This window comes from Acetobacter sp., from assembly GCF_047721705.1.
GTDB lineage: Bacteria > Pseudomonadota > Alphaproteobacteria > Acetobacterales > Acetobacteraceae > Acetobacter.
The window spans coordinates 26038-47998 of record NZ_JBDNXK010000006.1 but is presented as its reverse complement, the minus strand read 5'-3'; the positions used below and the strand labels follow the sequence as shown (position 1 = coordinate 47998).

The following is a 21961-nucleotide window of genomic DNA, read 5'->3' as shown; positions in this document are numbered from 1 at the left end:
CCGGAGTCCACGAATTGCCGCAAAAGGCATGGATAAGAGAGCATGGCGGCAATGGAGGCAGTTCTGGCTGAGTCGATGAAAACGGTATCCACCGGTCTTTCCGGAAGCCTGGAAACGCTCCCGGAAGGGATTCATCCGACGGCGATCATCGCCCCAGGCGCAAAACTCGGGAAAGGCGTGCGAATCGGGCCATGGTGTTCGATCGGCCCCAATGTCGAGGTGGGCGATGGCGTCGAGATGCTCGCCAACGTGATTGTCGATGGTCACACGCGTCTTGGTGAGAAGTCGCGCTATTATCCGTTCGTCACGATCGGCCTTGCGCCGCAGGATCTCAAATATTCCGGCGAGCCGACGCGTTGCGAAATCGGCGCACGTACGGTGGTCCGCGAGCATGTGACAATTCATCGTGGCACGGCGACGGGTACGGGTATCACGCATGTTGGCGCGGATTGCCTGATCATGGCCAATGCCCATGTGGCTCATGACTGCACGCTGGGTGACCGGGTGATCATCGTCAACAATGTGGTGATGGGCGGTCATGTGAACATCGCCGACGATGCGCGTGTCATGGGGTCGGCAGCGATCCATCAGTTCGTACGGAGCGGTCGGGCTGCTTTGGTCGGGGGTGTCGCAGGTGTGGAAGCGGATGTCATTCCCTATGGCAGCGTCCTTGGAAATCGTGCGCGACTGGTCGGGTTGCACTGGATCTGGTTGCGTCGGAATGGCGTTAAATCCGAGGAACGTCATCGGATGCGGCAGGCTTTCCGTCTGCTTTACCCGCGCGATGCTGAAGGAGACGTCTTCTCCCAACGCCTTGAACAGGTTCGGGCCGAATTTGGCGATGATCCCAAGATCGCCGAAATTCTGGCGTTCATAGATGCGCCGAGCCGTCGCGGACTGGTGCGCGTGGCGACCGCTGGCTTTACGTCAAGCGAGACAGAGGCGGGCTGATGCCCGCGCCCACCGATAGCAGTAACGGTGGATGTGTCGGGATTCTGGCAGGTGGCGGTCCCTTGCCCGGGCAGGTGGCTGCGGCAGTTGCGGCGCAGGGGCGCCCTGTTTTCATCATAGCCTTTCAGGATTTTGCTGAACCGGCCGTCGTCGAACCGTGGCCCCACGCCTATGTCCGTCTGGCAGCGGCGGGAACGATTCTGGCCGAACTTCGCGCGCATGGATGCGGTGACATCGTTCTGATCGGCCCTGTGCGACGTCCTTCCTTCCGTGATCTGCGACCGGATGCTGAAGGCGCAAAGATTCTTGCGCGGCTTGGGCGAGCGCTTTTTTCCGGTGATGACGGCCTTCTGGGTGCGCTGGTGCGCATTCTCGGTGAGGAAGGTTTTACCGTTCGCGGTGCTCACGAATTTCTTTCCCAGTCTCTGGGGGCGGTCGGATCGTTAGGGCGTATCTCGCCCAATGAAGCGGATCGGGCTGACATTGCCCGTGGTGTCGAGGTCGTGCGGACACTTGGAAAGCTCGATATCGGGCAGGGGTGTGTGGTGCAGCAGGGCGTCGTGCTGGCGGTAGAGGCGATGGAAGGTACGGACGCCATGCTGGCCCGGGCCGGTACCTGCCGACAGCCGGGTGAAGGTGGCGTACTGGTGAAGCTCTGCAAGCCCGGGCAGGAACGCCGTGCCGATATGCCGACAATCGGTCCACGGACGATCGAAGGTGCCTCTCAGGCCGGGCTAAAAGGAATAGCCTTCGAGGCAGGTGGCACCCTGTTCACCGATCAGGCTGCGTGTGTCGCTGCTGCCGATGCGGCAGGACTGTTTCTGTTCGGTGTTGATGCCACAGCCTCTCCTTGCGACGGGCTGTGAGGAAAACGCGGGGGAAACCGAACGGGCTTCTCTGCTTTAACAAATGAATATTGGCCGCCTTGGAGACAATCATGGGAACATTTCTGCACACCATGCTGCGGACGAAGAATCTGGAAGCGAGTCTCGGCTTCTACAGGTTGCTTGGGATGCATGAACTGCGACGCCGTGAGGTGCCGGACGGCAAATATACTCTGGTTTTCATTGGTTATGCCTCCAATGCCGAAGGGCAGGCTGAAATCGAACTGACCTATAATTGGGGGCAGGACGATGGATACGATGTCGGCACGGGCTTCGGCCATCTCGCCGTCGGGGTGCCGGATGTTGCTGCGGCCGTGGAAAAGGTGCGCGCAGGCGGCGGCAAGGTCACGCGTGAGGCTGGTCCCGTGAAGTTCGGCACATCCGTCATCGCGTTCGTGGAAGATCCGGATGGTTACAAGATCGAGCTGATTGAGAAACCGACCGCGCCAAACTGATTACGTCCGCGCGGTTTTGAGCCGTTCCGTGGCGCGATCCAGCGCATCGAGAATCTGCGTTGCCCGGGTGCGCGTCGTCTCGTCAGCGCTGAGGGTCAACTGATCGGCGCATAGAACTGCGGGGGACAGAATGCCGCGCAGATCGTGTCGCAACTGGGGCGTGATCTCGCTCTGTGCGGGTTGTGGCTGTGGTGCTTCCTGTGCCGGAGAAGGGGAAAGTGTGAGAAGCGCGCCCGTTGCGATGAATCCTCCAGCCAGAACCAGCAATATTTTTGCGAAAGCGGGGATGGGCACGAAGAGAGCGATCAGTCCACATCCGGCGACGAGGAAGAATACGGCGAGGGCGGGAAGAAGACGGGGCATGCAAGGACTTTCCGGATGGAAGGACGAACGCCGCGCCGTTTTATTGGTGAAAACATTGACGCGACGCCGCCAGATGACTATAAGCCCGCGATCCCGGCAAGGGCTGCCATGTGTTGTGACCTTGCTGCTTATGTAATCGAGTCAGAAAATTTTCAGGGAGTGCCGCCGTGAAGCGCACGTATCAACCTTCCAAGCTGGTCCGTAAGCGCCGCCACGGTTTCCGTGCACGCTCAGAGACTGTCGGTGGCCGTCGTATTCTTGCGAATCGTCGCTCCAAGGGCCGCAAGCGCCTGTCTGCCTGAGATTTTTACATCTCAGGATGTAAGCCGGGACGGAGTGGCGGCAGAGGATTGATCCATGAACCGCCCTTCGATCCGGCTTAAAAAACGGTCCCAGTTTCTGGCAGCCGCGGCAAAAGCCCGCAAGGCTCCCATGCCGGGACTGGTTTTGCAGACTCTCCGTCGTGATGATGACGACGTTGCACGAGTCGGTTTTACAGTTACCAAAAAAGTCGGAAATTCCGTTGTCCGCAACCGGACGCGCAGGCGTCTGCGGGAAGCGATTCGCGTGGTCGAACGTGACACGGAACTGAAAGGCGTTGATCTCGTGCTGATCGGACGAGACAAGACACGCCGTCGTGTGTTTTCCGATCTGGTCGAAGACGTCCGTCAGGCTCTGAAAAAGACGGGAGCAGTCTCGTGACGTCTCAGGGAAACGGAGTCTTTTCTTCAGCCCTGATCGCGGGAATGCGGTGCTGGCAGGTTGCCATACGGCCGGTCGTTGGGCCGAACTGCCGTTTTCATCCCTCCTGTAGTTGCTACGGTATCGAGGCGGTCCAGAAGCACGGTGCGTTGCGTGGAAGCTGGCTGACGGCCCGGCGCATCCTCCGCTGCAATCCCTGGCATGCGGGTGGATATGATCCGGTGCCACCATCGGAAACGGTCAAAAACCGCACTTAGTACGCCCGAAGGCTGGCAATCCGGCGCAATTCCGCTATGAGAGACCGCGATTGCGCCGGGCGTGACAGGGTCCGGGTGTGTTCTCAGAAAGCAGAAAAGGCCTGCCGGTCAGATATGGATATCAGACGCGTAATACTAGCGACCCTTCTTTCAGCGCTGGTACTGATCGGATTTGATTACTTCATGCCGGAGGAACACAAATCCCCGGCAGCGATTCAGGGCAAGACGACCACTGCGGCCGCTCCTCCCGTCGCAACCGACCAGCCTGAAATAACCAGCCGTGACGAGGCTCCGGCCCGTCTCCCCATCGATGCAGCGGATGTGAAAGGTTCCGTGAACCTTCATGGCGCACGCCTTGATGATCTGGTGCTCAAGGGGTACCACGAGACCGTCCGGCCTGATAGCCCGCTGGTGCGCGTGCTGGAGGCCCGGAACGAGAAGGAGCCGACCTATGTCGAGTTCGGCTGGTACGGTTCTGCCGGAGAAACACTGAAGCTCCCGAACGCTCACACCCTGTGGACCACCAGCGCCCAGAAACTCGGCTCTGACAGCCCCGTCGTTCTTACATGGGACAATGGGGAAGGGCTTACGTTCGAAATCGATCTGTCGGTGGACCGTGACTACATGTTCACGGTGACGCAGAAGGTCCGCAATGCAACGGGCGCGGCTGTATCTCTTGTGCCTTACTCTCGCGTCGTGCGGGCCTATACGCCTGAAGAGACGGGCGGCATGCTGGTGCATGAGGGGCCTGTTTCCGTCATCAATGGCCGTCTAGGCGAGGAATCCTACAAGTCCCTGCGTGAAGGCTCGACGGCTCCCAACTATGTGTCATGGTCCAAAACTGGCACGGGTGGCTGGGCTGGCATCACGGACAAATACTGGCTGACAGCAGTCATGCCTGAACAGACATCGGACGTCGCTGGCACTTACGGCTTTGATACGACTGCCGGTGCCTATCAGGTCGGCTTTACGGGCCAGAAGCCGCTGATCGCAGCTCCTAATGGCGAAGCCCAGATCACCTCCCATGTGTTCTCCGGTGCGAAGGAAGTGCGCCTGCTGGAGCGTTATCAGCATGAGATGAACATTCCGGATTTCTGGAAAGCCGTCGATTTCGGCTGGTTCGCTTTCCTGACGCGTCCGGTGTTCTTCGTGCTTGACTGGCTTTATCAGTTCTTCGGCAATTTCGGTCTGGCGCTGCTGACGTTCACACTGATCGTCAAGGCGGTGTTCTTCCCGCTGGCGTCCAAGGGCTTCCGTTCCGCTGCGGCGATGCGCGACGTTGCGCCCCGCATGAAGGAGATCCGCGAGCGCTTCAAGGATGATCCGGTTCAGATGAACCAGCAGATCATGCAGCTCTACAAGAAGGAAGGCGTGAACCCGGCCAGCGGCTGTCTGCCACTCCTTATTCAGGCGCCTGTCTTCTGGTGTCTGTACAAGGTGCTGTATGTCACCATCGAGATGCGTCAGGCGCCGTTTGTCGGCTGGATTCATGATCTGTCCGCGCCGGACCCGACGAACATTTTCAACCTGTTCGGCCTGCTGCCTTTCGATCCGGCGCATTTCTCGTCGTGGCTGTGGCTGGGCGCGTGGCCGATCCTCTACGGCATCACCATCTGGCTGATGCAGAAGATCAATCCGGCGACGATCGATCCTGCCCAGAAGCCGGTGTTCATGATGATGCCTGTCATCTTCACCTTCTTCATGGCGCGGCAGCCCGTCGGTCTCGTGATCTACTACTGCTGGAACAACCTGCTGACGATGGCGCAGCAGTACATGATCATCCGCAGGCACGGGCAGAAGAAGAACGAGCCGGAGATCATTCCTCCGCCCAAGGCATCGAAAAAGAAGGGCTGAGCAATTGGCTGGCGAACAAGATTTTTCCTCTTCCCTTGAGCTGTCTCCAGAACAACTGGAGAAGGGGAGACTGCTGTTCGCCGGTCCATGTGATTTCTTTCATGGTGCGCAGCAGATTCAGCAGCTTCCCGATGCACGGGCGCCGGAAGTGGCCTTTGCAGGGCGCTCGAACGTCGGCAAGTCTAGTCTCATCAACGCCTTGACGGGGCGGAAAAGCCTTGCGCGTGCATCGTCCGAGCCGGGGCGTACCAAGCAGCTCAATTTCTTCGATCTGGCGGGACAGCTGGTTCTGGTCGACATGCCCGGTTATGGCTTTGCCAAGGCCGCCAAGGCTGTGAAGGAAGACTGGCAGGGGATGATGTTCGATTATCTCCGTGGTCGACCCAATCTGCGGCGGGTGATTCTGCTGCTTGATGCGCGGATCGAGACCAAGGAATCAGACCGCGACGTGATGGACATGTTCGACAAGGCAGCCATCAACTTTCAGGTCGTTCTCACGAAATGCGATAACGTGAAACCACAGGCGGAGGAACGCCGCTACCGGGAAGTCGTGGCCGAGGTGAGCCGTCATCCGGCTGCGCATCCGCTGGTGATTGCTTCAAGCAGCCAGACCGGTCGTGGCATCCCCGAATTGCGGGGTGAACTGGCGGCATTTGCCGAGCCTGTAGCGGACTGATTGGGTATACGAACGGCCATATCGGCCTTCCTGTTTTCGGGACAGAGACGGACGTGAAATGACTCAGGGACTTCCAACAGCAGACGCCTTGCAGCAGGCCTCCACACTGGCTCGGGCTCTGCCTTTCCTGCGCCGCTATGCAGGCGATACGATTGTCGTGATGAATGGCGGTCACGCGATGGTCGACCCGGAACTGGCCCAGACGTTCGGCAAGGATATCGCCCTGCTGAAGCTGGTCGGAATTAATCCGGTCGTCGTGCATGGTGGTGGTCCGCAGATCAATCAGATGCTTGAGCGCCTGCAGGTGAAGTCCTCCTTTGTGGATGGCTTCCGTGTGACAGATGCGGCGGCGATCGACGTGGTCGAGATGGTGCTGTGCGGTTCGGTCAACAAGCGGGTTGCTACCCTCATCAATGAGGCCGGGGCGCTGGCGGTTGGCATTTCCGGCAAGGATGGCGGTCTGGTGAAAGCCAGCAAGATGCTGCGGAAAGTGAAAGACCCATCGAGTGGTGTCGAGCAGACGCTCGATCTGGGCTTCGTCGGTGACCCCGACGAGATCAACCCGCAGGTGCTGTATGCGCTGTCAGGAGCCGGTCTGATCCCGGTGATTGCGCCGGTCGCTGGTGGTCATAATGGTGAGACATTCAATGTGAATGCCGATTCCATTGCCGGCGCCATTGCTGGGGCCATCCATGCTTCGCGCCTGCTGATGCTGACGGATGTTCCAGGTGTTCTGGATCAGAACGGTGTTCTGATTCCGGAACTGACGGCGGAAGAAGCGCAGAAGGGAATTGAATCCGGCATGATTTCCGGGGGCATGATTCCGAAGGTCGAAACATGCCTGAAAGCCGTGCAGGCCGGGGCGAAGGCCGCCGTGATTGTGAATGGTCGCGTGCCGCATGCCTGTCTGCTGGAACTGTTTACGACATCTGGCTCAGGCACGTTGATCCGGGGTGCATAACGGCTGATACAGCCTGCTGATAAGGATGGAGAGGGGCTTTTATAGCCCCTCTTTTTTTGTCTTTGAGAGGATGAGCTTTCCGCTCAAGGCAAAAGAAAAGCCACGGAGGAGACCTCCGTGGCTTTCTCAGAACTTCCCGTGGAAGCGGAGAGAGGTTCTCTCCGTTTACTGCGGGGTATCCACACCTGCGTGGGTAGCAGGAGCAAAAGTCCAGCCCGGGCCGAAAGGTTGCGGTGTGAACAGACCCCAACTGGAGCTTTCCGTCGGAGAGAAGGTCCAGCCCCGGGTGTCGGCGATCGACTGAGTGCCACGAAGCTTTCCAACTTCGCTCGCCGTCATGTTTGCAGTGCCCTTGTTACCCCAGGCCGTGCGGATGAAGTTCACCACATCAGCAACCTGCTGGTCGTTCAGGATCTTCTGATAGCCCGGCATGGCGACCGCGGAAGGCGCCCAGTTGGTTGGCGGCAGAACGCCACCGGCAACAATGATGTGCGCAACCGAGACCGGGTTGTCAGACGCTACGACCGGGTTTCCAGCCAGAGGCGGGAACATGCGGTCGACCGCACCACCGTCATTACGGTGACAGATCGAGCACTGCTGCACATAGATGTCAGCACCCGTGATGCCAGCTGTCTTGCCCGAATCAAGAGCCTGAGCCGTGGACGGATCGTAGGTGTAATCGCCCTTGGGCTTCGGAACTTCCGGCAGGCTCTTCAGATACTTGGCGGTCGCACGAAGATCGTCTTCCGACCAGTACTGGGTGCTCCATGCCACAACGTCGGACATGCCACCAAATGCAGCCGTGTGGCTGAGACGGCCAGAGCGGAGGAAGGTGACGATATCGTCTTCCGACCAGCGGCCAATGCCCTCCACCGGATCGCTGCGCAGGCTTGGTGCAATCCAGTTATCGATCGGTGCGCCACCGCTCAGGAAGTCTGCACCGCCAGCAGCATCATACGCCTTTTCCTGCATGGAGAAGCCGCGCGGTGTGTGGCACATGCCGCAGTGACCTGGGCCGGTGACGAGGTATTCACCACGGGCGATAACCGGATCAGCTCCAGCAGACGGTGTGAACGGTTTCACAGCCGGTGCGAAGAACTTGGCCCAGAGAGCCAGAGGCCAGCGCATGGACAGCGGCCAAGAGATACCCGCTGGCTTGTTCGGCTGATTGACCGGGCTCACGCCATGCATGAAGTAGGCGTAGAGAGCCTTCACGTCTTCATCCGGCATACGGGAGAAGTCCGGATAAGGCATGGCGGGATACATCGACGCGCCATCCTTGCGGACGCCGTGACGGAGGGCTTTTTCAAAGTCCTCGTAGGTGTAATTGCCGATACCTGTGTCCGGGTCAGGCGTGATGTTCGTCGAGTAGATCGCGCCGATAGGGGTCTTGATTTCAAGACCACCAGCGAACGCCTTGCCATGCAGGCCGGTATGACAGGCAACGCAGTCGCCAAGGCGGGCGATATATTCGCCCTTTGCGACCAGATCCTTGTCTCCCGCATCCTGGGCCATTGCCGGAGCAACACTCAGGATGGTGCCCGTCAGAAGCCCGGCTGCGACCGCACCAAGTGCGGTCTTGAGTCCCTTGATCATTGTTTTACCGCCGCGTCGCTTTTGTTCGAAGGATGTCATTTTCAAAGACCCCCATTCACGGCGTGATGCCGAGCGCCGGAGCGGTCGGAATGTTGTTCGGGTTCTTCCGGGCTTCCGCCTCACGCTCATACGTTTCGTTGGCGCGCTTCAGCAGATACTGACGGATGGTTTCGATTTCGTCCGGGCTCATGGATGTATCGAAACGGTCCATGCCGTAAGCTGTCAGAGCACCGCGACCGACGACGTTGTAGAACGCGTCCTGATGGCGGATGGCGCCCGACCAGCGCAGATCCGGCAGCACGCCACCGGCTTCAGCGTTATCGCCATGACAGGTCTGGCAGTACGTCTGATACTGGAAGTAGCCCTTGTCGACGAGTTTCTCGTCATACTCGGCAGGCGGCTTCACAGGCAGGAAGCCCTTGTTGTTCCAGTTCGGCGCCTTGGCTTTGCCGTCCATGGAGAAGACCGCGATGTAGGAATGGTTGACTGTCCAACCGCCCGTGCGGCTCATGCCGCCCATGGAGATCGGATAGATGCCGCCCCAACCCACTTCGATCGCGACATACTGCTTGCCGTTGACGCTGTAGGTCACCGGGTTCGCGATGATGCCGCTCTTCAGGTCATACTTGAAGAGGTCTTTACCGTTCGTGGCGTCGTAAGCGTGGAACTCACCCTTTGCGAGCCCCTGGAAGACCAGATCGCCGCCAGTGGCCAGCACGCCGCCGTCCCAGCCGCCTTCACGCTCGATCGACCAGACAGCCTGCATCTTGATCGGATCCCATGCCAGCAGCCAGCCTTTGAGATCTTTCATGTAAGCCGTGCGGGCTTCCGGGGTGTCGGGCAGACCCGTCTTGGTCATATCCAGACCGACATTCCATGAATCCGGGTGCGGCTTGAAGCCACCAGCCTGGTTCTTGTAGCCGAACGGAATCTGGTGCGCCGGGATGTAGACCAGATTGGTCTTCGGGCTGTACGCCATCTGCATGAAGTTATGCGCACCCAGCGGTCCCGGAATACCGTACCATTCCTTGCCGTTCAGGGTGTAAAGCGCCTCGGGGTTGAAGATCGGGCGACCAGTCTTCGGATCCAGGCCATAAGCCCAGTTCTCGTAGACGTAATTCTTGCCCTGGATGAACTCACCCGTCTTGGCGTCGATCATGTAGAAGAAGCCGTTCTTCGGCGCATGAACGATGACGTGGCGGGTTTCACCATTGATCGGCAGATCAAGTGTCATGATCTGCTGAACCGAGGTGTAGTCCCACTGGTCCATTGGCGTGGCCTGGAAGTGCCACACATATTCGCCAGTGTCCGGCTTGACCGCTACGATGCTGCCAAGGAACAGGTTGTCGCCAATACCGTTCGAACGGTATTTGTAGTTCCACGGAGAACCGTTGCCGACAGCGATGTAAACAAGGTCGGTGACCGGGTCATAGACCAGCGAGTCCCAGACGGTTCCGCCGCCACCCTGACGCGTCCACGCGCCGGTCGGGCTCCACGTCTTGTAGGCCTTGTTCATCAGAATGTTGTCGGACGCGGCGTGATCCGGCTCGTTCTTCGGGTTCGGAACCGTGAAGAAGCGCCAGTCGAGCTTGCCGGTCTCGGCGTCGAAAGCGGAGATGAAGCCACGGGCACCGAACTCGGCGCCACCGTTACCAATGATAACACGACCTTTGGCGATACGGGGGGCGCCATCGACAGTGTAGGAGCGCTGCTTGCCGAGTGCTGCGTCCTTGGGAATGGTGTTTACGCTCCAGACCAGCTTGCCGGTCTTGGCGTCCAGCGCGAGCAGGCGGCCATCAAACGTGCCGACATAGATCTTGCCGTTCCAGTAAGCGATACCGCGGTTGACGGTGTCACAGCAGCCGCGAACAGCGACGTTACCGGGCACTTTCGGGTCATAGGCCCATAGCAGTTCGCCGGTGTCGGCCTTGAAGGCTTTGACCTTGGACCAGTTGGTGGAAGCGAACATGACGCCATCGACGATCAGCGGCGTGCCTTCCTGACCACGATTGGAGTCGAAATCGTAATACCAAGCCAGCTTGAGGTTGCCGACATTGTCACGATTGATCTGGTCAAGCGGGCTGTAGCGCTGCTCTGAATAGGTGCGCCCATAAGTCAGCCAGTTTTCCGGATGATCATCAGCGTGGATGATCGCTTCTCCGGTGGCACCCTGATCGTCAGCGGCGCGGGCGACGCCTGCGGGCTGACCGAGGGCCGCGGCAAGCATGGTTCCTGCCGCGAGAAAGCCAAGGAGGGAAGTCCTCTTGGCGGGTGAAGGACGGCTCATATCGTTATGTCCTCGAACTCACTGATTGCTGTTTTTCTCGGCAAATCAATGCGGAATTACCGTTGTGTCTCAGTCAGCCCACATGAACCAATGATGTCAATCGTGTCATCTGGGCACGCCCTATGCATCAACGGAAGGCCCGGAAACGCCACTATGACGTTGCCTGGCGGGAACGATTCAGTGTCCGCAAATGAAAAGAATCTGGTTTCGTGTAGCTAAATCAACGGCTGTAACGCGGTGTCCTCTTTCGGGAGAACGTGCCTGTCAGGCCGTTTGACCCTCTCAATTTCGATCAGTTTTCCCAAGCAAAAGCCGCTGCGGATCGTCGAACCTCACGGAAAGGTGAAATTCCTGAGGCAAGTCCTAACCATGTGAACTCATTGGAATCGCATCGGTCGATGGTGAACGCGAACAGGGAATGAAACTCTCTTCATGAAGGCGTCTTTGACCGCTTCCGTGCTGCAGTGGTCGTCTTGAGTATGCTATAGTAATATATAAAGAGTATCGGTCAGGTCTGAGGTGTCCGGCGTTCTTGAAGTATGCCCCTTGGGGACACATATGAATCGCGGATCGGTAGAGCTGATCTAAGATCGAGGAGACAGTATGTCATTCAGTCGCGACTTCCGTTCGTCGCCTTTTGCCACCGGGACCCAGTCTGCGGCCATTGATGCTGGGCTGCGGGCGTATATGCTCCGCGTCTATAACTGGATGGCCTCGGGATTGCTGCTCACAGCGCTCGTTGCTTACCTGATCGCGGAAACCTCAGTGCGATCCCTGTTCTTCCATGTGCAGGGGTATCAGATCGCGCCGACGGGTCTTGGCTGGCTGGCGATGATTGCCCCGCTGGGTTTCGTGATGGTCATGTCGTTCGGCGTGAACCGTCTTTCGCGTGGAACAGTTCAGGCTCTGTTCTGGCTTTTCTGTGGTGTGATGGGAGCAAGCCTTTCAAGCATTCTGCTGGCCTATACGGGCGTTTCAGTCGCACGGGTCTTTCTGGTGACATCGGCGACCTTTGCCGCAACGTCCCTGTGGGCCTACACGACCGGCGCCAATCTTATCCGGTTCCAGTCCTTCCTCATGATGGGGCTGTTCGGGCTGGTGATTGCCGGACTGGTTAATATGTTTCTGGGTAGCCCGGCGCTCTATTTCATCTACAGCGTTGTCGGCGTGTTCCTGTTCATTGGCCTGACCGCTTTCGATACCCAGCGGATCAAGGTGACCTATCCGCAGTTCGCCTATTATGAAGGGCCGGAAGGCGTTGCGAAGCGCTCGGTATACGACGCGCTAAGCCTGTATCTGAACTTCATCAACCTGTTCCAGTTCCTTCTCCAGTTTATGGGTGTGCGGAACAGCAACAGCAGCGAGTGATGGGCTGATTGCCTGTCCTCAGTGTTGAGAGTGCGACTCTGCCCCGGCCTTGAAAAAGGGTCGGGGCTTTTTTTTGCTAAAATTCAGAGCTGCCGGGTAGGTGGGTCGACGGTAGGGAATGAACTGCATGCAAAAAAAGATAACACTTATTTGAAACTTGGGGGGATAGTCAGAAATCCGTGAGTTCTGTTTTCGCGGAAGTCTGTGAGTTGTGTCGAAAAAAAGGAGTATCTGTGTATTTTGTAATTATCTGAAATATTGCGTGATCAATGATTAGAGGGTGGCAGGCTTGCACTGAGAGAAAAACAGAGCCTTTCCCCGTTTCATAATCCATTGTGATAACTTTCTAGTGGGATTATGGAATCATTGTAATGCAGCATGGCCTGAAATGGCCGTGGCCTTTTTCGCAAGGTTGGTATGGCGGGAGGCGGATTTGCTGGAGAAGTCAATGAGTATGTCAGAATCGAGGGACGTACGATGAGAAACAAGTGCCTGAAGGGAGCGGCCAGACTGGCCGGTCTCGCTTCGGTACTTCCACTGGCGGGATGTGACTGGGACGTCCTGGACCCGAAAGGGCCGGTGGGAGACCAACTGAAAACCCTGATCGTTGAATCGACGATCGCCATGCTCATTGTGGTTGTCCCGACAATCATCATGGCATGCTACTTTGCTTGGAAGTATCGCGCTTCGAACACCGAAGCCGAGTACCTTCCGAAGTGGAGTCATTCCAACAAGATCGAACTGGTCATCTGGGGCGTTCCCAGCCTGATCATTCTGTTTCTTGCTGTGATCACCTATCAGACCTGCCACTCGCTGGACCCCTATCGTCCGCTTGAGGCCGAAGCGACCACCAAGCCGCTTGATGTGGAAGTTGTCGCTCTCGACTGGAAATGGCTCTTCATCTATCCGAATGAAGGCATTGCCACGGTCAACCAGCTCGCCATTCCGGTGAACACTCCGGTCCATTTCGTGATCACCTCCGACGCCGTGATGAATTCGTTCTTCATTCCGCGTCTTGGTTCGATGATCTACGCCATGGCCGGCATGCAGACGCAGCTTCATCTGATGGCTACGGAAGCAGGTGATTACCTCGGTGAATCCGCCAACTACAGTGGTCGCGGTTTCTCCGACATGAAGTTCCGCACTCTTGCGATGCCGCAGGAGCAGTATCAGGCTTGGGTCGAGAAGGTCCGTTCTTCAGCTGATCAGCTGGACGATCAGACTTATCCGCGTCTTGCGGCACCGAGCGAGGCCGAGCCGGTCAAGTATTATTCCCACGTCGAGCCGAATCTCTTCGACGAGATCGTGGCGAAGTACAACAACGGCATGGTCATGGACAAGAGCACGGGCAAGATGATCCACGTCCAGTCCGCGATGTCCGACATGAACATGAAGGAGTAGGATCACAATGCTAGGGAGATTATCATTCGCGGATATTCCGTTGGATGTGCCGATCCTCGTCGGTACGTTCCTCGGGGTCGCGGTCATGGGTATCGCCGTTCTCGGTCTGATTACCTATTTCGGCAAATGGGGCTATCTCTGGAAAGAGTGGCTGACGTCTGTCGATCATAAGCGTCTGGCGGTGATGTATGTCGTCGTTGCGCTGCTTGCTCTTGTGCGTGGTTTTGCCGACGCCATCATGATGCGTACCCAGCTTGCGCTGGCGTATGCGGGAAACCCCGGCTATCTGCCGCCTCATCACTATGACCAGATCTTTTCGGCCCACGGCACGATCATGATCTTCTTCATGGCGATGGCGTTCATGACGGCTCTGTTCAACTTCGTGGTGCCGCTTCAGATCGGCGCGCGCGACGTTGCTTTCCCGTTCCTGAACAACCTGAGCTTCTGGATGACGGCAGTCGCCTTCGCGCTGATCAACGTCTCGCTGTTCATCGGTGAGTTCTCTCAGTGCGGCTGGCTGGCTTATCCGCCGCTGTCCGAAAGTCAGTTCAGCCCTGGTGTCGGTGTCGACTACTATATCTGGGCGGTTCAGATTTCCGGTGTAGGCACGCTGCTGACGGGTGTGAACTTCTTCGTCACCATCGTTAAGATGCGTGCTCCGGGCATGACCTGGATGAAGATGCCTGTGTTCACATGGACGGCTTTCTGCGCCTCCGTGCTGATCATGGTCGCCTTCCCGGTTCTGACCGTGGCTGTGGCTCTTCTTGGCCTTGACCGTTATTTCGGGATGCACTTCTTCACGAATGACGGTGGTGGCAACCAGATGCTCTACCTCAACATGATCTGGGCGTGGGGTCATCCGGAAGTCTACATTCTCGTTATCCCGGCGTTCGGCGTGTTCTCGGAGGTCGTTCCGACGTTCTCCCGCAAGCCGCTGTTCGGTTACAACACGATGGTCTACGCGACCTGCGCCATCATGGTGCTGTCGTTCATCGTCTGGGTTCACCACTTCTTCACCATGGGTGCTGGTGCTGACGTCAACGCGTTCTTCGGTATCGCGACGATGATCATCTCCATTCCGACGGGCGTTAAGCTCTTCAACTGGCTGTTCACCATGTACAAAGGGCGCGTTGAATTTCACGCCACGATGTACTGGGCTGTTGGCTTCATGGTCACCTTCACCATCGGCGGCATGACCGGCGTGATGATGGCGATCCCGGCTGCCGACTTCGTTCTCCACAACAGTCTCTTCCTCATCGCTCACTTCCACAACGTCATCATCGGCGGTGTGTATTTCGGCTATGTCTGCGGCATGAACTTCTGGTTCCCGAAGGTCTTCGGCTTCAAGCTGAACGAAACCTGGGGCAAGCGGGCGTTCTGGTGCTGGTTTGTCGGCTTCTACTTCGCGTTCGTTCCTCTGTATGTCCTCGGCTTCGAGGGTATGACGCGTCGTCTGAACCACTACGACAATCCGCAGTGGCACCCCTGGCTGCTGATTGCTGAAATCGGCGCTGTCATGATCATGTTCGGTATCGTCTGTCAGGTGACCCAGCTTTATGTCTCGATCCGTGACATGAACCTGGCTGAAAACCGTGACGAGACGGGTGATCCGTGGAACGCTCGTTCGCTCGAGTGGTCAACGTCTTCACCGCCGCCGCCGTACAACTTCGCTATCGTTCCCCACATTCATGAGCTTGATGCGTTCATGCATGACAAGGAAAACGGTATCGACACGCGTCAGGCTGGTGGTCCTTACGAGGCGATCCACATGCCGAAGAACACGGCAGCCGGTTTTCTGGTTGGTGCGTTCAGCTTCGTGCTTGGTTTCGCCGCGGTCTGGTACATCTGGTGGCTTGCAGCAATCGCTCTGGTGGGCGTCTTTGCGACCGTCATTGCACGCAGCTCGAACCAGGATGTTGATTACTACATCCCCGCCGAGGAGGTTGCCCGGATCGAGAACGAGCACTCTCGTAAACTTATGGCACAGGCGGCTGAGTAATGGCGCACGATACAACTCTCTCTGACGCGCACGCGGAACACGGACACCACGAACTGCCGACGGTGTTTGGGTTCTGGGTGTACCTGATGACGGACTGCATCATCTTCGGATCGCTGTTCGCCGTCTTCGCAGTCCTCCGCAACCAGTTTGCGGGCGGACCTACGGGTAAGGAGTTGTTCGAAATTTCGGGGCTTGCGCTGGAAACAGCGCTCCTCCTGATCTCGAGCATCACCTATGGTTTCGGCATGATCGCGGCTCACAAGGGCCAGATCAAATCTGTCCAGATGTGGCTGGCCGTTACCTTCCTGCTGGGTCTTGGGTTTGTGTTCCTTGAAATCAAGGAATTCGCTCACATGATTGCCGAGGGTGCTGGCCCGGATCGCAGTGCGTTCCTGTCCGCGTTCTTCACGCTGGTTTCGACTCACGGTCTGCACGTGAGCTGTGGTCTGATCTGGATTATCGTCCTGATCGCCCAGCTTTCGGGTGTGACCGCGATCAATGAGCGTATGATGAACAAGCTCACCATGCTGAGCCTGTTCTGGCATTTCCTCGACATCGTGTGGATCTGCGTGTTCACCTATGTCTATCTGGCGAGCATGATCTGATGAGTACTGACCATTCAGCAGCCCATGGGGGCTCCAGTCACGGCAGTGCAGGCTCGTATGTAATCGGGTTTGTTCTTGCCGTTGTCCTGACGGTCGCAGCATTCATGGTGGTGATGGGTCACAGCCTGTCACCTTCTGCGACACTGACGGCGATCTCCGCTCTGGCAGCGATTCAGGTGATCGTTCACCTGATCTTCTTCCTGCATATGAGCACGACATCCGAGAAAGCCTGGGATAACAAGGTCTTCCTGTTTACCCTCGGCTTTGTGGTGATCCTCATTATCGGCACGCTGTTCATCATGGACAACACGGCCGCTCACATGATGTCGCGTTAAAAAGGTTATTGTTCTGGTTACTTCGGTGACTGGACCAACGATCTGGAAAAGCCCCACCCGTTAATTCGGGTGGGGCTTTTTTTTTGTGCAGCATTCATTTGCTTGTGAGAACGTGCGCTGTTCCATCAGATGAAGAGTATTCATAAGCTATTTGATGGGTACGTGCTTATGGACAAACAGACTTCTCAAGGATGGTTCGCCGTAAAACGCTATGGATATGGTGCAGGGATGCCCATCAGTTGGCAGGGATGGGTTGTTTTCCTGCTTTTCCTGGCATTGACGTTAATTCCGACTTTGACGGTGCCTTGGCTTGACTTGCCTCGGCCACTCCTTGCCGAAGGCATCGTTGTTTTTACCAACGTGGTCACGACCGGAGTATTTGTCTGGGTCTATAAATCAAAAACGAATGGTGAGTGGCGCTGGCGTTGGTGAGAGACAGACTGAATCAAGGGAGGGACATGCCTGCGCTAGGCTGAGGCAATAAAAAAACCCGCCTTCCGGAGAAGACGGGCCTGTTCCTGAGACAGAAAATGTCTGCTCAGTCCTTGTGCGGCTCAGGGGAGAGCAGTTCTGCTTTATTGGGCTTGTCTTTCCATTCCTCGGCATCCGCCGGCTGGGTGCCTTTGCGTGTGATGTTCGGCCACACGGCAGAGTATTTTGCATTGATCTCAGCCCAAGCTGTCGCGCGGTCGTCACTGTCCGGGAAGATCGCCTCAGCCGGGCATTCCGGTTCGCAAACGCCGCAGTCAATGCATTCGTCAGGGTTAATGACGAGAAAATTCTCGCCGGCGTAGAAGCAGTCCACCGGGCAGACTTCCACGCAATCCATGAACTTGCAGCGAATGCAGTTTTCAGTGACCACGTAGGTCATCGTCATCTCCGATTGTCGGGGCTGGACAAACAGACCAGCCTGGTGTGCGTGAACAGATGAGCCACCGTCCACAGATTGAGGCGCACCTATGATGCGGTTTTCCTGCAGACGCAAGCCATTGGAGAGGAAAACTCTCCTTTTTCAGCGAATGGCGACCATGCGGTAGGGCTTACGCGGCAGAGGTTCTTTGCAGGAGAACAGACAGCGCCGCGAAGGGACTGTCCTTCTTATATAAAGGTAAAGCGCGCCGGGACCTACGGTTTTCTGCCTTTCCTGAACGCGCTCGTGCGAGCATCCAGAATGGCATCGGACCCGCCATGACAGCGGGTAGCGGGCGTGGCGCGGCAAGGTGAAAGCCGAGAGACCTCAGAATGGCCGGGACATCCGCTCGCTTGGTGCTGAGCCATGAGGCGAAGTCTGCCGGAAGCGCCACGTCTCCCTGACGCGCCTGATGAGAAAGCTGGCGTGTGAGCCTGTCCACCATGTCGATCCTAAGTCGCACTGGCCCACATGCCACCCAGCCAAGCCAGTCAAGCACCGGAAAAGGGAAGCTGGCGATCGGCACTGACACGGCGGAAGCCGGTGGCAGTTGAATGGGGCTGACGTCTTGATGAACGGCCAGCAGAAGGGCGCGGAATTTCATTGGACGTGGCTTGAGAAGAGCGGGGAGATAGAGCCATCCCAATGCACACCGAACACCGATTTTCAGCAGGGGGTGGCCTTTGGTGACCGGAAAGCGGGCAGCGGCCTGTCCCGCCGCTTCCATCATCTCATGCAGAGCGCCACGCGTCTCCGGATTGGAGGCGGCTCGGGCATGGGCATGGAACAGGGGAGCCAGTTCCTGCTCGATCTGGCCCGCGACAAAGCGGCTGATGCGGGCTCGTACAGTGTCGCGTTGCCGTGTGTCGAGCAGGCCATCCCCCAGCAGGCCGATCGCTGGATGCAGCGCATCACGACCGGGACGAAGCCGGGCGATAAGGGTGTCGCGCCAATGGATTTCCCCATTGTCGTGCGACAGGGTGAAAGCCGTGTCGTTATCCTCATGACAGGCCCGGACGCGGGCCGGGAGTTCTATTCGAAGAGCACGGCGGGCAGCACGTCCCAGAGTCGCGCGGTCGGATTGCGACAATTCAGCTTCAAGTTCGAGCTGGAAGCCGCGCATGTGGCCAACAGGATGCCCCTCGACAATCACCTCGCCATCCGCTTTCACGGCGGAGAGAAGGGGTGCGTTGCTCTCGTTTTCCAGGAGGCGGATCAGATGTGCCGAGCGGCGGTCGACAAAGCGGGCAGTGAGCCGTTCATGCAGCGCATCGGACACCTTGTCCTCCACAGCACGGGTGCGCTCCTGCCACAGGGAGGCGTTCTTCACCCAGTGCTCGCGATTGGCGATGTAGGACCAGATACGGATGCCGGCGAGGCGCTGCATCAGCGTGTCCACATCGCCGTCCACGCGGTCAAGGCGTCCGAGTTGTTCCTCGATCCATGATGCGGGCAGGCGTCGCTGCTCAATCAGCAGACTGAATACGCGGGCACAGAGCTGTGCATGGCTACGCTCCCCGATCTTGCGGAAATCGGGGATCTGGCAGACGTCCCACAACAGGCGTGTATGGGCGCGGGTTGTGGCAGCTTCACGGATAGCGGGCTCATGCGCCAGAGCTGCCAGAATCAGGGCGTCACTGGTCGGTTCGCTGGCCTGAAGGCCCCGCAGGGGCGGCGGTCGGTTGAGACTGGCCATCAAGGCCGCGGGACTGGAGAAATCGAGGGCGTCATTTCGCCAGATCAGCCGTTCCAGAGGATCGAACTGATGCGTTTCCACGGCTTCAATGATGTTGTCGGGAATGGGTGGACAGCGGCCGGTCGTGCCGAATGTGCCGTCCCGCGCGCCGCGTCCGGCACGTCCGGCAATCTGGGCGATTTCCGCAGCCGTTAATGGACGGCGTCGGGAGCCATCGAATTTCGAGAGACCGGCGAATGCGACATGGGCGATGTCCATGTTCAGTCCCATGCCGATGGCGTCGGTTGCCACCAGATAGTCCACTTCGCGATTCTGATAGAGTTCGACCTGCGCATTGCGGGTGCGGGGCGACATCTGCCCCATAACCACGGCGCATCCGCCGCGCCGACTGCGGATCAGTTCCGCGATTGCATAAAGTTCCGCGGCGGAGAAAGCGACGATGGCGGAGCGGGCCGGCAGCTTTTCCAGCCGCATCGCGCCGGAATAGATAAGAGCGGACAGGCGGGGCCGCGTATCGATGACAATGCCTTCAACAAGCCGTCTCATCAGGGGTGCGATGGTTTCGGCGCCGAGAAACAGGGTCTCATTGAGGCCGCGCGCGTGGAGCAGACGGGAGGTGAAGATGTGCCCCCGTTCCGGGTCCGAGCAGAGCTGGATCTCATCTACGGCCAGAAACGATACTGGCCGGTCCACGGGCATGGCTTCCACAGTGCAGGAGAACCATCGCGCGCCGGGGGGCACGATCTTTTCCTCACCCGTGATCAGTGCGACGTGTGCGGCGCCTTTGCGGGCGACCATGGCCTCGTAATTCTCGCGGGCCAGAAGCCTCAGCGGGAAGCCGATGATACCAGAGGAATGAGCCAGCATTCGCTCGATGGCGAAATGCGTCTTACCCGTGTTGGTGGGGCCAAGAATGGCGTGGAGGTGATGGTCCGCGCCATGACGAGGCATGGGGAAGGAACCATCGGCATCCGCTGGGGCGCAGGCCGGGAGCGGGTGGGTAAGAAACCCTGTCATGCCGCCATGGTCGGATGGCTCGCGCAGAAATGCAAGCAACAGTTTCATGTTGCGCGGATCTGGGAGACGGTTGCCTTCTCCTGCCTTCGGGAGCAGCTTTCCTCTCACGGTTTTTAATAAAGTGGGAGGGCGCGATATGGGCGCGAAAAGTCTGGGCTGCATCGTTACGGGAAGTGTGAAAGGTCCTGTGAATGTCGTGCATGGCGTGCGCGCTGCCGACCGGCACGCTCTCGCCTCTCTTGTCGGCGAAAATGGGGCTCGCTTTGCAGAGATGACGGGTTTCTCGGCCAAAGCCGGAGAGATCGCCCTTGTGCCTGATGCGTCCGGCAATGTGGTGGGGCTGCTGGGGCTGCCTGCGGAAGGGAGTGTGATTGCGCCCACGGTTTTTGGCGGGCTTGCGGGCAAGCTGCCAGAGGGGGTGTGGCGCCTGGAACTCCCCGAGGAGGTCAGCCGTGCCGATGCGGTCCTTGGCTTTGCGCTCGGTGCCTATCGCTATTCTCTCGCGGAGAAGAAAGCGCCGAAAGTGCTTCTGCATGAGGCGAAACCCGACAGGTTGGCGCTTGAGACGGCGCGTTCCATCTGGCTTGGGCGGACCCTGATCAATACCCCCGCCAATCTGCTCGGGCCGGAAGAACTGGCTGACGCGGCCGTTGAAGAGCTGACACCTTTTGGCGCGAAGGTGAAGGTCATCAAGGGCAAGGCGCTGGATGAGGCCTATCCCCTCGTCGCGCATGTCGGGAATGGCTCGGATCGCAAGCCTCGGGTGGTTGTGGCCCACTGGTCGGGATCGAAGGCGAAAAAGAATGCGCCTTTGCTGTCGTTGGTCGGTAAGGGGGTGTGCTTCGATTCCGGCGGATACGACATCAAGCCTTCGTCGGGCATGTTGAGAATGAAGAAGGATATGGGCGGAGCCGCCACCGTTCTGGCGCTGGCGCGGCTCATCATGGCGCAGGATCTGCCGCTTCGGCTGGAGGTGCGGCTGGGCTGTGTTGAAAATTCGGTCTCCGGCTCGGCCATGCGTCCGCTTGACGTGGTGAAGGCCCGGAATGGTCTGACAGTCGAGATTGGCAACACGGATGCAGAGGGGCGGCTGGTGTTGGCTGATCTGCTGACCGAGGCAAGCGAGGCCCATCCTTCCTTGTTGCTGGATGTGGCGACCCTGACCGGCGCGGCGCGGGTGGCACTGGGCCCCGATCTGCCCGTGCTGCTATCCAATAATGATCTGGTTGCCGAAGCGATGCTGGCAGCCGGTCAGGAAGTATCCGACCCATTATGGCGTCTGCCTTTATGGGATGGTTACCGTGATTGGCTCAAAAGTTCAGTTGCGGATCTGAATAACATTTCGTCAAAACCTTTTGCTGGTGCAGTGACGGCGGCATTGTTTCTTGAGCGTTTTGTCCGGGCCGATGTGCGGTGGGTACATGTGGATAGTTACGCATGGAATGATTCTTCGCGTCCGGGCCGCCCAGAAGGAGGCGAAATCATGGGGTTGCGGGCGATCTATGCGGCTTTGCCTCAGGCTCTAAAGGTGACGGATTTATTAAATTCGTGAAAAGAACGATCGCGCAATGCAACTATTCATTTGTTACGGGTGTAAACCGGATGCGGATCGCTTATATGTGAAAGCAATTGAGAGACGCCGAC

General features: G+C 58.1%; 21 protein-coding genes. 16 read left to right on the top strand and 5 right to left on the bottom strand.

Going from position 1 to position 21961, the window contains the following annotated elements:
- Nucleotides 1–75: 75 nt before the first annotated feature.
- The 3 genes from lpxA (at nucleotide 76) to gloA (ending at nucleotide 2290) form a co-directional block, all read left to right on the top strand.
- Entirely contained in the window at nucleotides 76–951 is an 876-nt protein-coding gene (lpxA, locus tag ABF824_RS02075) for an acyl-ACP--UDP-N-acetylglucosamine O-acyltransferase (RefSeq protein ID WP_415486177.1), read from the top strand.
- The gene (locus tag ABF824_RS02070) at nucleotides 951–1817 is read left to right on the top strand and encodes an LpxI family protein (RefSeq protein ID WP_415486163.1); all 867 of its coding nucleotides are present in this window, start codon (nucleotides 951–953) and stop codon (nucleotides 1815–1817) included. The genes lpxA and ABF824_RS02070 overlap by 1 nt, the downstream gene beginning before the upstream one ends.
- A 71-nt stretch (nucleotides 1818–1888) precedes the next feature.
- Nucleotides 1889–2290: a lactoylglutathione lyase gene (gene gloA / locus ABF824_RS02065; RefSeq protein ID WP_415486162.1), complete on the top strand. Its 402-nt coding sequence runs from the start codon at nucleotides 1889–1891 to the stop codon at nucleotides 2288–2290.
- Here the strand turns inward: gloA and ABF824_RS02060 are convergent, their stop codons facing one another.
- Entirely contained in the window at nucleotides 2291–2653 is a 363-nt protein-coding gene (locus ABF824_RS02060; protein ID WP_415486161.1) for a hypothetical protein, read from the bottom strand.
- 167 nt (nucleotides 2654–2820) lie between these two features.
- Between ABF824_RS02060 and rpmH the strand changes: the two genes are divergently transcribed.
- From rpmH to argB, 6 genes are all read left to right on the top strand, one after another.
- Nucleotides 2821–2955 (top strand): 50S ribosomal protein L34, encoded by a 135-nt coding sequence (gene rpmH / locus ABF824_RS02055; RefSeq protein WP_415486160.1) that lies wholly within the window; start codon nucleotides 2821–2823, stop codon nucleotides 2953–2955.
- A gap of 55 nt (nucleotides 2956–3010) precedes the next feature.
- Nucleotides 3011–3355 carry a ribonuclease P protein component gene (gene rnpA, locus ABF824_RS02050; RefSeq protein ID WP_415486159.1) on the top strand — a complete coding sequence of 115 codons (345 nt, stop codon included), beginning with the start codon at nucleotides 3011–3013 and terminating at the stop codon, nucleotides 3353–3355.
- 44 nt (nucleotides 3356–3399) lie between these two features.
- Nucleotides 3400–3612, top strand: coding sequence for a membrane protein insertion efficiency factor YidD (yidD, locus tag ABF824_RS02045; RefSeq protein ID WP_415486176.1), 213 nt, complete (start codon nucleotides 3400–3402; stop codon nucleotides 3610–3612).
- Between the two features lie 114 nt (nucleotides 3613–3726).
- Nucleotides 3727–5466: a membrane protein insertase YidC gene (yidC, locus tag ABF824_RS02040; RefSeq protein WP_415486158.1), complete on the top strand. Its 1740-nt coding sequence runs from the start codon at nucleotides 3727–3729 to the stop codon at nucleotides 5464–5466.
- Nucleotides 5467–5470: 4 nt separating this feature from the next.
- On the top strand, nucleotides 5471–6142 hold the full coding sequence (gene yihA / locus ABF824_RS02035; RefSeq protein ID WP_415486157.1) for a ribosome biogenesis GTP-binding protein YihA/YsxC: 672 nt from the start codon (nucleotides 5471–5473) through the stop codon (nucleotides 6140–6142).
- 58 nt (nucleotides 6143–6200) lie between these two features.
- Nucleotides 6201–7103 (top strand): acetylglutamate kinase, encoded by a 903-nt coding sequence (gene argB / locus ABF824_RS02030; RefSeq protein WP_415486156.1) that lies wholly within the window; start codon nucleotides 6201–6203, stop codon nucleotides 7101–7103.
- Nucleotides 7104–7268: 165 nt separating this feature from the next.
- Here argB and ABF824_RS02025 read toward each other — a convergent pair whose 3' ends face one another.
- Together ABF824_RS02025 and ABF824_RS02020 are read right to left on the bottom strand one after the other, a co-directional pair.
- Nucleotides 7269–8699, bottom strand: coding sequence for a c-type cytochrome (locus tag ABF824_RS02025; protein WP_415486155.1), 1431 nt, complete (start codon nucleotides 8697–8699; stop codon nucleotides 7269–7271).
- Between the two features lie 55 nt (nucleotides 8700–8754).
- Nucleotides 8755–10986, bottom strand: a complete 2232-nt coding sequence (locus ABF824_RS02020) for a PQQ-dependent dehydrogenase, methanol/ethanol family (protein ID WP_415486154.1) — start codon at nucleotides 10984–10986, stop codon at nucleotides 8755–8757.
- Between the two features lie 603 nt (nucleotides 10987–11589).
- Between ABF824_RS02020 and ABF824_RS02015 the strand changes: the two genes are divergently transcribed.
- The 6 genes from ABF824_RS02015 to ABF824_RS01990 all read left to right on the top strand — a co-directional run bounded on the left by ABF824_RS02015 (nucleotide 11590) and on the right by ABF824_RS01990 (nucleotide 17126).
- Nucleotides 11590–12354, top strand: a complete 765-nt coding sequence (locus ABF824_RS02015; RefSeq protein WP_415486153.1) for a Bax inhibitor-1/YccA family protein — start codon at nucleotides 11590–11592, stop codon at nucleotides 12352–12354.
- Nucleotides 12355–12831: 477 nt separating this feature from the next.
- Nucleotides 12832–13755, top strand: a complete 924-nt coding sequence (cyoA, locus tag ABF824_RS02010; RefSeq protein WP_415486152.1) for a ubiquinol oxidase subunit II — start codon at nucleotides 12832–12834, stop codon at nucleotides 13753–13755.
- 7 nt (nucleotides 13756–13762) lie between these two features.
- Entirely contained in the window at nucleotides 13763–15754 is a 1992-nt protein-coding gene (gene cyoB / locus ABF824_RS02005; RefSeq protein WP_415486151.1) for a cytochrome o ubiquinol oxidase subunit I, read from the top strand.
- A complete protein-coding gene (cyoC, locus tag ABF824_RS02000; RefSeq protein ID WP_415486150.1) occupies nucleotides 15754–16359 on the top strand; it encodes a cytochrome o ubiquinol oxidase subunit III in 606 nt (201 codons plus the stop codon). The genes cyoB and cyoC overlap by 1 nt, the downstream gene beginning before the upstream one ends.
- Nucleotides 16359–16694 (top strand): cytochrome o ubiquinol oxidase subunit IV, encoded by a 336-nt coding sequence (gene cyoD / locus ABF824_RS01995; protein ID WP_415486149.1) that lies wholly within the window; start codon nucleotides 16359–16361, stop codon nucleotides 16692–16694. Before cyoC ends, cyoD begins: the two co-directional genes overlap by 1 nt.
- Before the next feature lie 168 nt (nucleotides 16695–16862).
- Nucleotides 16863–17126, top strand: coding sequence for a hypothetical protein (locus ABF824_RS01990; RefSeq protein ID WP_415486148.1), 264 nt, complete (start codon nucleotides 16863–16865; stop codon nucleotides 17124–17126).
- Between the two features lie 106 nt (nucleotides 17127–17232).
- Here the strand turns inward: ABF824_RS01990 and fdxA are convergent, their stop codons facing one another.
- Both fdxA and ABF824_RS01980 read right to left on the bottom strand, forming a co-directional pair.
- The gene (gene fdxA, locus ABF824_RS01985) at nucleotides 17233–17565 is read right to left on the bottom strand and encodes a ferredoxin FdxA (RefSeq protein WP_415486146.1); all 333 of its coding nucleotides are present in this window, start codon (nucleotides 17563–17565) and stop codon (nucleotides 17233–17235) included.
- A gap of 169 nt (nucleotides 17566–17734) precedes the next feature.
- On the bottom strand, nucleotides 17735–20317 hold the full coding sequence (locus ABF824_RS01980; RefSeq protein ID WP_415486175.1) for a helicase-related protein: 2583 nt from the start codon (nucleotides 20315–20317) through the stop codon (nucleotides 17735–17737).
- A 136-nt stretch (nucleotides 20318–20453) separates the two neighbouring features.
- Between ABF824_RS01980 and ABF824_RS01975 the strand changes: the two genes are divergently transcribed.
- Nucleotides 20454–21869: a leucyl aminopeptidase family protein gene (locus ABF824_RS01975; protein ID WP_415486145.1), complete on the top strand. Its 1416-nt coding sequence runs from the start codon at nucleotides 20454–20456 to the stop codon at nucleotides 21867–21869.
- Nucleotides 21870–21961: the final 92 nt, after the last annotated feature.